Origin of the sequence: Microbacterium sp., from assembly GCF_047972865.1 — a bacterium.
Classification (GTDB): domain Bacteria; phylum Actinomycetota; class Actinomycetes; order Actinomycetales; family Microbacteriaceae; genus Microbacterium.
Map to the genome: position 1 here is coordinate 17,286 of NZ_JBKEAY010000149.1, position 9,736 is coordinate 27,021.

A 9,736-nucleotide genomic window follows, 5' to 3' on the forward strand; every position below is an offset into this window, starting at 1 on the left:
CGATCAGCGAGGATGACAGGATGACGATCACGCAGGAACAGGCGACCTGGTTCGCGCAGACGTTCGGTCAGCTCGCCGACAACATCGAGCGTTCCGTGCTCGGCAAGCGGCACGTGGTCGAGCTGGTACTGACCGCGCTGCTGAGCGAGGGGCACGTTCTGCTCGAAGACGTTCCCGGCACCGGCAAGACGTCACTGGCGCGCGCGGTGGCGCAGTCGGTGCAGGGCACGACCTCGCGCATCCAGTTCACGCCGGACCTGCTTCCCGGTGACATCACCGGCATCACCGTCTACGACCAGAAGACCGGCCGATTCGACTTTCACGCGGGGCCCGTCTTCGCGACCGTCGTGCTCGCCGACGAGATCAACCGCGCCAGCCCCAAGACGCAGTCCGCGCTCCTGGAGGTCATGGAGGAACGCCAGGTGACCGTCGACGGCACGGCGCACGACGTGGGCCGGCCGTTCCTCGTGCTCGCGACGCAGAACCCGGTCGAGCAGGCCGGTACGTACCGGCTCCCCGAGGCGCAGCTGGACCGGTTCTTGTTGCGCACGTCGCTCGGCTACCCCGATCAGGCCGCGACGGTGCAGATCCTCGACGGCGCGGCCGTGGCCACCGCCGACCTGCCGGTGGTGGTGACGCCGGCGGCGTTGACGGGCATGGCCGATCTGGCCGCGGACGTGTACGTCGACGCGCGGGTTCTCGACTACATCGCGCGGGTCGTGGACGCGACCCGGTCCGCCGACGAGGTGCGCCTGGGGGTCAGTATCCGCGGGGCACTCGCGCTGACGCGGGCATCCCGGGCGGCGGCGGCCTCGCAGGGGCGGACCTATGTCACGCCCGACGACGTGAAGCGCCTCGCCGTGGCGGTGCTCGCGCACCGGCTGCTGCTGCATCCCGAAGCGGAGTTCGACGGCGTCACCGCCGAGTCGGTCGTCGGTCAGGTGCTGCTCGACGTTCCTCCCCCGACCCGGCATCATTCATCGTGAGCAGCGGCGACACCCGCCTGACCCGCGCCGCGGGGACCACGTCGGATGACCGCACCGAGGTCACCACGGCGCGGTCGCGGACGCTGGTGGGGGCCGCGATCGGTCTCACGCGAGTGTGGCGGGCCACGCGCGACACGGCACAGGCCGCCGCGCGCGCGGTGGTACGCACCGTGCGTCCCGCCGGGGTGTTCGTGCTGGCGGCGGCGACGTTCGGCCTGATCGGCGGCATCGCGTTCGGCTGGGTGGAGTGGATCGTGGCGGCCGCCGCCGCGCTGGCCCTGTTGGTGCTGAGCGTGCCGTTCCTGGCCGGCTCCCGCTCGTACGGCGTCGACCTGACGCTCTCGCACGAGCGGATCGTGGCCGGCAGCGAGGTCGACGGGGCGGTCGTGGTGCGCAACATCGGGCGGCGGTCGGCGCTGCCCGGGCGCATCGACGTGCCGGTCGGCGCCGGCATCGTAGAGTTCCCGATCCCGCTCCTGCGTCCCGGTCAGGACGTCGCCCGCACCGTCGAGATCCCGCCGCAGCCGCGCGGTGTGCTCCGGGTGGGGCCGGCGATCACCGTGCGCAGCGACCCGCTGGGGCTGCTGTCCCGCGAGCACGCCTTCGAGGACGTGCACGACCTCTACGTGCACCCGCGCACGGTCGCGTTGCCCTCGACCAGTTCGGGTCTCGTGCACGATCTGGACGGCAATCCCACGCGGCGTCTCGTCGACGCGGACATGTCGTTCCACGCCATCCGCGAATACGTTCCGGGTGACGCGAGACGCCAGATCCACTGGAAGTCCACGGCCAAGACCGGCCGGCCGATGGTGCGCCAGTACGAGGAGTCGCGGCGGTCGCGCATGGCGATCGTGTTTCCGCTCCGCGAGGGCGACTTCGCGTCGCCCGACGAGTTCGAGCTCGCCGTCAGTTGTGCCGCGTCGCTGTCGCTGCGGGCGCTGCGCGACGCGCGCGACCTCGACATCGTCGTCGGCGCCGAGATCCCGCGGGTCGTGCGCGGCCGGCTGCGGGCGATCCGCCGCCTCTCGTCCCGCGGGCCGCGGCAGCTGCTGGACGGGTTCAGCGGTGTGCAACGGCTGACGAACACGATGTCCATCGCCGACGTGTGCCGGTTGACCGCCGAAGCCGGTGAGCGGCTGTCGATCGCCGTCGTCGTGGCGGGTTCGCGAGTGGGCCTGGCGGCACTTCGCCATGCGGCGCTGGCCTTCTCGGTGGGCACCTCGGTGCTCGCGGTGGTGTGCGACGAGCGGGCGCACCCGCGTTCGCAGCAGCTCGGGAACCTCACCGTCGTGACCGTCGGCGTGCTCGACGACCTCGCCGGCCTCTTGGCGCGGGGGGCGACGGGGTGAGCGCCGCGACCGCGCGGGTGGTGGCCGGGTCGCTGTACGTCGGGGTATGCACGGCGCTCGCCGCCGTCGCGGCCTGGCCGATTTACCGGTCGGGTGCGTTCCTGGTGCTGGTCGCCGTCGCGGTGGCCGTCGCCGCCGGGATCGCGGCGATCGCCACGGCGCGGCGCTGGGGCGGGTGGGCGGTGTCGGGCATGCTGGCCGCGGCGGTGCTGCTGCTGGGGGTGCCGCTCGCCGTTCCCGCGCGTGTGGGGGGACCGCTGGAGCTGTTGCGCGGTGAACTGGAGCTCGCCGGCGGACTGGTCTTCGGGTGGAAGGATCTGCTCACCGTCGAGCTACCGGTGGGGTCGTATCGCAACCTGCTGGTGCCGGCGCTGGTGGTTTTTCTCGTCGGCACCTGCGCCGCAGCGATGCTCGCGTGGCGCAGGGGCCGGGTTGCCGTCGGTGCCGTGCCGGTCACGGTGACGATGGCCTGCTTCGGCCTGCTGTTCGGGCGCACGAGCGTGAGCGACACCCTCGTGTGGGGCCCGGTTCGCATTGACGCGCCGGTGGAGACGGTCGTGGGCCTGGGCACGCTGTTGGCCGGGGTGCTGTGGTTGTCGTGGCGAGCGAGAGAGCGGCGGCGCGGCGTGCTGCGCGCATCTGCCCGGGCGAGCGGGGTGCGCTTGCGGCGTGCGCCGGGTGGGGTGTGGTCGCGGCGAGGCCTGTACGGGCTGGGGATGGTGCTGGTCGCGGTACTGGCGGCGGCGGCGGTGGTGCCGGCCGCCGCGGGATCCGAGCGCACCGTGCTTCGCGGAACGACCGGCCCCGATGTGGAGGTGACCCGCGCGGTCAGCCCGCTCAGCGGGTACCGCGTGCTGTTCGCGGACGACTTCGTCGACGAGGTCTGGTTCACGGTCGACGGCGCCGATCTCCCCGATCGCGTGCGCTTGGCTGTCCTGGACGAGTACGACGGGGTGTCATATCGCACCGGATCGGGTGACCGGTTCGACCGGGTGCCCTCGTCGGTGCCGGCCCGGGACGGTGCAGAGGTCGAGGCGACGGTGGTGGTGGGACGGATGACCGGGATCTGGATGCCGATCATCGGATCCCTGCAGAGCGCGACCTTCGACGGTTCCCGCGCCGCGACGCTGTCGGATCGGTTCTACTTCAGCCGGGGGCTCGACGCGGCGGTGCAGATCGCGCCGTGGGCGGAGGGGGACCGCTACGTGGTGCGCGCCACCGTGCCGGCCGTGCCGAAGCTGTCGGAGATCGTCGCCCCCGGCGTGGTGCCCGATGTCGAGATCCCGCAGGGGCTGTCGAACTGGGTGGACGAGCACCGCGAGGGTGACGGCGGTGAGGCCTTGGCCCGTCTGGTCGAGTTGCTCCGCGAGCGCGGGTATCTCAGCCATGGGCTCGACGAGACATCTCAGCTGTGGCAGCGTGACCTCGACGGCGCGCCGTTCGTCCCGAGCACGGCCGGTCACTCGGTCGGGCGCGTCGACGCCATGTTCGAGGCGCTCCTCACCCGCGAAGCCGACCCGCGTGCGGCGGAGTCAGGCAATTACGTCGCCGCCGTGGGTGACGACGAGCAGTTCGCCGTCGCGGCCAGCCTCATCGCGCAGCAGCTGGGGTTTCCCGCCAGGATCGTCGTGGGCGCCCGGTTGAGTTCCGGCGAGGGGCTGCCGGTGTGCGAGGACGGACGCTGCCGGGCCGGCGACCTCGCGGCCTGGCTCGAGGTGCGGGCGGCGTCGGGGGAATGGGTCGCCGTCGACGTGTCGCCGCAGCACGAGGTCGTGCCGAGTCTCGAGGTGACGCAGCGTCGCGAGCCGCGGGTGCCGACGGAGGTCGATCCCGACACGATCGAGGAGGTCACCCCGCCCCGTCCCTCGCAGAACGACACCGTGCGCGAGCCGACGCCGGATGCCGCCGCGGATCTGGCGTGGCTGTGGCCGGCGGTGCGGGTGGCCGGAATCGTGGGTGGTGTGCTGCTGCTGGTGGCCGGTCCGTTCCTGGCCGTCGTCGCCCTCAAAGCGCTGCGACGGCGGCGACGACGGCGGGCTCCGGGTGCGGGGGATGCGATCACGGGGGGCTGGCGGGAGTACGTCGACGCCGCCGTCGACGCGGGCCGGGGCGCCCCCGGGCGCCGAACGCGGGCCGAGACGGCAGAGCTCTACGCCAGCGCGCGGGCGTTCTCGCTGGCCGCGGAGGCCGATCGGGCGGACTATTCGGGGCATCCGTCGACCGCATCCCAGGCCGCGGAATACTGGCGCGTGGTCGACAGCGAACGGCGACGATTCACCCCCGGATTCTGGACTCGCGTACGTTCCGCCGTATCGTTGAGGTCGTTCGCACGTTTGGGGGCCTTGACTCGAGTGCCCCATCGGACCTCTGGAGGGGGGGAGCCGCTGATCCGCGGATCAAGGCGCATGACATGAACCCGACTGCTGATGCGACGTCGCTCACGGTTCTCGTATCGCTGTCCTCGGTGATCGTCGTGGCGCTGTACGTGTGGCTGGCGCTTGCGCTGTCGGCGATGTTCCGCAAGATGGGCGAAGCCGCGTGGAAGGGTTGGGTGCCGTTCCTGAACCTCGCCGTGTTGTTGCGCTGGGGCGGGTTCAACCCGTGGCTCGTGCTGCTGCTGATCATCCCCGGACTGGGAATGCTCATCGTCTACGCGCTCGTGGTCGTGGCGGCTCATCGTCTCGGGCCGGGGTTCGGATACGGTTCGCCCATGACGGTCGTGGCGGCGCTGCTGTTCCCGGTGTGGGTCGGCATTCTCGGGTTCGGTCCGGCGCGGTGGTTGGGAGCGCGCCCACCGTCGGCGGCGAACGCGGCGTCGCCGGACACCGACGACGGCGCCGATTTCGCCGCGCCGCCGCTGCCACCCCCGCCGCCGCTGCCCCCGATGCCGCCGCTGCCGACGGTGGATGCCGCGGTCGCGGCCGACGTCGAGGCGGAGTCGTTCGCGCCCCCTCCGGTCTCGCCGGAGTCGGCCTCGCCGTTCGCGGATGCGCCCGGCGAGGTCACGCTGAACCCGTTCGCGCCGACCATCCCGCCGCCGGGCGCGGCGGCGTCGCCCGCGGTTGCGCCCCCGCCCGTCCGGGCGGCGGCCCCGTCGGATGAGCGCCGGCCCGGCGCCGAGGGTCCGCCGACCGAACCGCTGTCGATGATCGACGGGGTGTTCGACGACGGTGCGTGGCCCGATGAGGTCTCGGCTGATGCACCCGCACCGTTCCCGCCGAACACGGCCACGCCGGCCGACGTCGAGGAGGCGCCGATCTCCTCGGTTCCGGGGTATCAGGCATCCGCGCCGGTGGATCAGGTGCCGCCGGCGTTGACGCGGGCCCGGCTGCGGGAGCAGAAGGCGCGCGAGGCGGCGGCGATGGCTACGAGCGAGGATTTCCCGGAGGTGTCCGGGGAGACCTCGGCGGTGATCGGCTCGCCGGTGGCGGGTGCCCCGCAGCCGGCCGACACCGCTGTGATCGCCCAGCAGCGCGAACAGGATTCCGCACTCGAGGACGATATGGAGCGCACCGTCATCTCCAGTCGCCACCGGCCGCGGTGGCAGCTCGTGCTGCCCGACGGCGCGTCGATCGCGCTGACCGCGGACGCGGCGGTGCTGGGGCGTCGGCCCACCTCGGTCGAGGAGCATCCCGATGCCCAGCTGATCTCGCTGATCGATCCCACCCGCACCGTCTCGAAGCGGCACGCGCTGATCGAACTGCGCGACGAGGTGTGGCACGTGACGGATCTGCATTCCACGAACGGTGTCCTGGTGGTCCTGGAGCCGGGCACGGAGGTCGAGCTCGAGCCCGGGGAGGCCGTCGCGGTGGGAGAGTCGTTCCTGCTCGGCGACGCCGAGTTCCGGGTGCTGCGCACCGAGGGGTGACGGCCCCGCCCGGCCCGCCGGCGCAACGGGGTCGTTTTGACCGGTCGCGCGGTCGGGCGTATCATTGAGCGGGTGTGCGATCAGGCGCGCCCTACGTCGTGCCACGGCATCGGCGGGGGAGTGCCGGGACACACGAACGGGATCGATCTGCGAACAGGTCACCCCCACGGCATATCCACTCACGGAGCGTCGGGCTCTCGCCCGGCGCGAGCGGATCTGTGGTGAAACCACGAAGCTGTCACCGTGCAGCACCTGTGCGGAGCCGATGGGCGCCGCGCAGCACAACAAGGAGAGAACGTGCCAACCATTCAGCAGTTGGTTCGCAAGGGCCGGTCGCCCAAGGTCAGCAAGACCAAGGCGCCCGCACTGAAGGCGAACCCGCAGCAGGCCGGCGTGTGCACCCGTGTGTACACGACCACCCCCAAGAAGCCGAACTCGGCGATGCGCAAGGTCGCCCGTGTCAAGCTGCGCAACGGCACCGAGGTCACCGCCTACATCCCCGGTGAGGGGCACAACCTGCAGGAGCACTCGCTCGTGCTGGTGCGTGGCGGTCGTGTGAAGGACCTGCCCGGTGTGCGTTACAAGATCGTCCGCGGCGCCCTGGACACCCAGGCCGTCAAGAACCGCAAGCAGGCCCGTAGTCGCTACGGCGCCAAGAAGGGCTGACCCCGATGCCTCGCAAGGGACCCGCGCCTCGTCGCGTCGTCGTCAACGACCCGGTGTACGGTGCGCCGATCGTCACCCAGCTGGTCAACAAGATCCTCGTCGACGGCAAGAAGTCGCTCGCCGAGTCGATCGTCTACGGCGCCCTCCAGGGCGTCGAGGCCAAGAACGGGCAAGACGCCGTCGCGACGCTCAAGAAGGCGCTCGACAACGTGCGCCCGACCCTCGAGGTCAAGAGCCGCCGCGTCGGTGGCTCGACCGATCAGGTGCCCGTCGAGGTCAAGCCGCACCGCGCGAACACCCTCGCGCTGCGCTGGCTCGTCAGCTACGCCAAGGGGCGTCGTGAGAAGACGATGACCGAGCGCCTGCAGAACGAGATCCTCGACGCGTCGAACGGTCTGGGTGCCGCGGTCAAGCGCCGTGAAGACACCCACAAGATGGCCGAGTCGAACCGGGCTTTCGCGCACTACCGCTGGTAGTCACCGCAGGGCACCGGTGCCCGGGGCCGGACCGGTCCCCGGGCCCCCGTCGGGCCGCACCGGGTCGCAACCACAGACAAACGTCTCCACAGCTAGCAGATAGGACACCCCGTGGCACAAGAAGTGCTCACCGACCTTCACAAGGTCCGCAACATCGGCATCATGGCGCACATCGATGCCGGAAAGACGACGACGACCGAGCGCATCCTGTTCTACACCGGTGTGAACCACAAGATCGGTGAGACGCACGACGGTGCGGCGACGACGGACTGGATGGAGCAGGAGCAGGAACGCGGCATCACGATCACGTCGGCTGCCGTCACCTGCTTCTGGGAGAACAACCAGGTCAACATCATCGACACGCCCGGCCACGTCGACTTCACCGTCGAGGTGGAGCGTTCGCTGCGCGTTCTCGACGGTGCCGTTGCGGTCTTCGACGGCAAGGAGGGCGTGGAGCCCCAGTCCGAGACGGTGTGGCGACAGGCCGACAAGTACAACGTGCCGCGCATCTGCTTCGTCAACAAGATGGACAAGCTCGGTGCCGACTTCTACTTCACGGTCGACACGATCGTGAACCGCCTGAAGGCGAAGCCGCTCGTGCTGCAGCTGCCGATCGGTGTCGAGAACGACTTCGTCGGTGTCATCGACCTCATCTACCGCCGCGCGCTGGTGTGGCCCGGCGACGCCAAGGGCGACGTGACGATGGGCGCCAAGTACGAGATCCAGGAGATCCCGGCCGACATGGCCGACAAGGTCGCCGAGTACCGCGAGAAGCTGCTCGAAGCGGTCGCCGAGACCGACGACGCGCTGCTGGAGAAGTACTTCGGCGGCGAGGAGCTCACGCCCGAGGAGATCAAGGGCGCGATCCGCAAGCTGACGATCGCCGGCGAGGCATACCCGGTGCTGTGTGGTTCGGCGTTCAAGAACCGCGGTGTGCAGCCGATGCTGGATGCCGTCGTCGACTACCTGCCGTCGCCGCTGGACGTGCCCGCCATCGAGGCGCACGACCCGAAGGACGAGGAGATCGTCATCGAGCGTCACGCCGACGCGTCGGAGCCGTTCGCGGCGCTGGCGTTCAAGATCGTGACGCATCCGTTCTTCGGTCGGTTGACCTACATCCGCGTGTACTCCGGTCACCTCGACTCGGGTGCTCAGGTGGTCAACGCGACCAAGCAGAAGAAGGAGCGCATCGGGAAGATCTTCCAGATGCACGCCAACAAGGAGAACCCGGTCGACTCGGTCACCGCCGGTCACATCTACGCCGTGATCGGCCTGAAGGACACCACGACCGGTGACACCCTGGCCGACCCGTCGCACCCGGTGGTGCTGGAGTCGATGACCTTCCCGGAGCCGGTCATCGAGGTGGCCATCGAGCCGAAGACGAAGGCAGACCAGGAGAAGCTGTCGCTGGCGATCCAGAAGCTCGCCGAAGAGGACCCGACGTTCCGCGTGGAGCAGAACGCCGAGACCGGTCAGACCGTCATCAAGGGCATGGGCGAACTGCACCTGGACATCCTCGTGGACCGCATGAAGCGCGAGTTCAAGGTCGAGGCCAACGTCGGCAAGCCGCAGGTGGCGTACCGCGAGACGATCCGCAAGACCGTCGAGCGTCACGACTACACCCACAAGAAGCAGACCGGTGGGTCGGGTCAGTTCGCGAAGATCCAGTTCCGCCTGGAGCCGATGGCCGTCGAGGGCGACAAGATCTACGAGTTCGGCAACGAGGTCACCGGTGGCCGTGTGCCGCGCGAGTACATCCCGTCGGTGGATGCCGGTTTCCAGGATGCGATGAATGTCGGCATCCTCGCCGGGTACCCGATGGTCGGCATCAAGGCGACGCTGACCGACGGTCAGTCGCACGATGTGGACTCGTCGGAGATGGCGTTCAAGATCGCCGGGTCGATGGGCTTCAAGGAGGCCGCGCGCAAGGCCAGCCCCGTGCTGCTCGAGCCGCTGATGGCCGTCGAGGTGCGTACGCCGGAGGAGTACATGGGCGACGTCATCGGCGACCTGAACTCCCGTCGCGGCCAGATCCAGTCGATGGAGGACGCCGCCGGCGTCAAGGTGGTGCGCGCGCTGGTGCCGCTGTCCGAGATGTTCGGCTACATCGGCGATCTGCGGTCGAAGACCTCGGGCCGGGCGGTGTACTCGATGGAGTTCGACTCGTACGCCGAGGTGCCCAAGGCCGTCGCCGAGGAGATCATCCAGAAGACCAAGGGTGAGTGACCCTCACTCTCCTCTTTCCCACAACTTCATACACCTACACTAGAAACATCCCCGTAGACGCCCGGTCGCAATCCAGTGCCCGGAATCTCTACACGACCGTCCTGAGGAGGACCCAGTGGCCAAGGCCAAGTTCGAGCGGACCAAGCCGCACGTGAACATCGGAAC

The 9,736-nt window shown here is 69.9% G+C and carries 7 protein-coding genes; all 7 read left to right on the plus strand.

Going from position 1 to position 9,736, the window contains the following annotated elements; translation table 11 throughout:
* The first annotated feature begins 20 nt into the window (after window positions 1–20).
* The 7 genes from ACK5KK_RS09250 (at window position 21) to fusA (ending at window position 9,571) form a co-directional block, all read left to right on the plus strand.
* Complete coding sequence (locus tag ACK5KK_RS09250) at window positions 21–986, plus strand: AAA family ATPase (protein WP_416889794.1); 966 nt, start codon at window positions 21–23, stop codon at window positions 984–986.
* Window positions 983–2,335 (plus strand): DUF58 domain-containing protein, encoded by a 1,353-nt coding sequence (locus ACK5KK_RS09255; RefSeq protein ID WP_416889795.1) that lies wholly within the window; start codon window positions 983–985, stop codon window positions 2,333–2,335. The genes ACK5KK_RS09250 and ACK5KK_RS09255 overlap by 4 nt, the downstream gene beginning before the upstream one ends.
* On the plus strand, window positions 2,332–4,749 hold the full coding sequence (locus ACK5KK_RS09260; RefSeq protein ID WP_416889796.1) for a transglutaminase domain-containing protein: 2,418 nt from the start codon (window positions 2,332–2,334) through the stop codon (window positions 4,747–4,749). Before ACK5KK_RS09255 ends, ACK5KK_RS09260 begins: the two co-directional genes overlap by 4 nt.
* Window positions 4,746–6,203 carry a DUF5684 domain-containing protein gene (locus ACK5KK_RS09265; protein ID WP_416889797.1) on the plus strand — a complete coding sequence of 486 codons (1,458 nt, stop codon included), beginning with the start codon at window positions 4,746–4,748 and terminating at the stop codon, window positions 6,201–6,203. Before ACK5KK_RS09260 ends, ACK5KK_RS09265 begins: the two co-directional genes overlap by 4 nt.
* Before the next feature lie 297 nt (window positions 6,204–6,500).
* The gene (gene rpsL / locus ACK5KK_RS09270) at window positions 6,501–6,869 is read left to right on the plus strand and encodes a 30S ribosomal protein S12 (protein WP_018171438.1); all 369 of its coding nucleotides are present in this window, start codon (window positions 6,501–6,503) and stop codon (window positions 6,867–6,869) included.
* Window positions 6,870–6,874: 5 nt separating this feature from the next.
* Window positions 6,875–7,345 carry a 30S ribosomal protein S7 gene (gene rpsG, locus ACK5KK_RS09275; protein ID WP_416889798.1) on the plus strand — a complete coding sequence of 157 codons (471 nt, stop codon included), beginning with the start codon at window positions 6,875–6,877 and terminating at the stop codon, window positions 7,343–7,345.
* A 111-nt stretch (window positions 7,346–7,456) separates the two neighbouring features.
* Window positions 7,457–9,571 (plus strand): elongation factor G, encoded by a 2,115-nt coding sequence (fusA, locus tag ACK5KK_RS09280; RefSeq protein WP_416889799.1) that lies wholly within the window; start codon window positions 7,457–7,459, stop codon window positions 9,569–9,571.
* Window positions 9,572–9,736 lie beyond the last annotated feature (165 nt).

Excerpts from the sequence above, each read along its gene's own strand:
- ACK5KK_RS09250 (WP_416889794.1), top strand. The coding sequence starts at position 21 with ATGACGATCACGCAGGAACAGGCGACCTGGTTCGCGCAGACGTTCGGT.
- rpsG (WP_416889798.1), top strand. The coding sequence starts at position 6,875 with ATGCCTCGCAAGGGACCCGCGCCTCGTCGCGTCGTCGTCAACGACCCG.
- ACK5KK_RS09265 (WP_416889797.1), top strand. The coding sequence starts at position 4,746 with ATGAACCCGACTGCTGATGCGACGTCGCTCACGGTTCTCGTATCGCTG.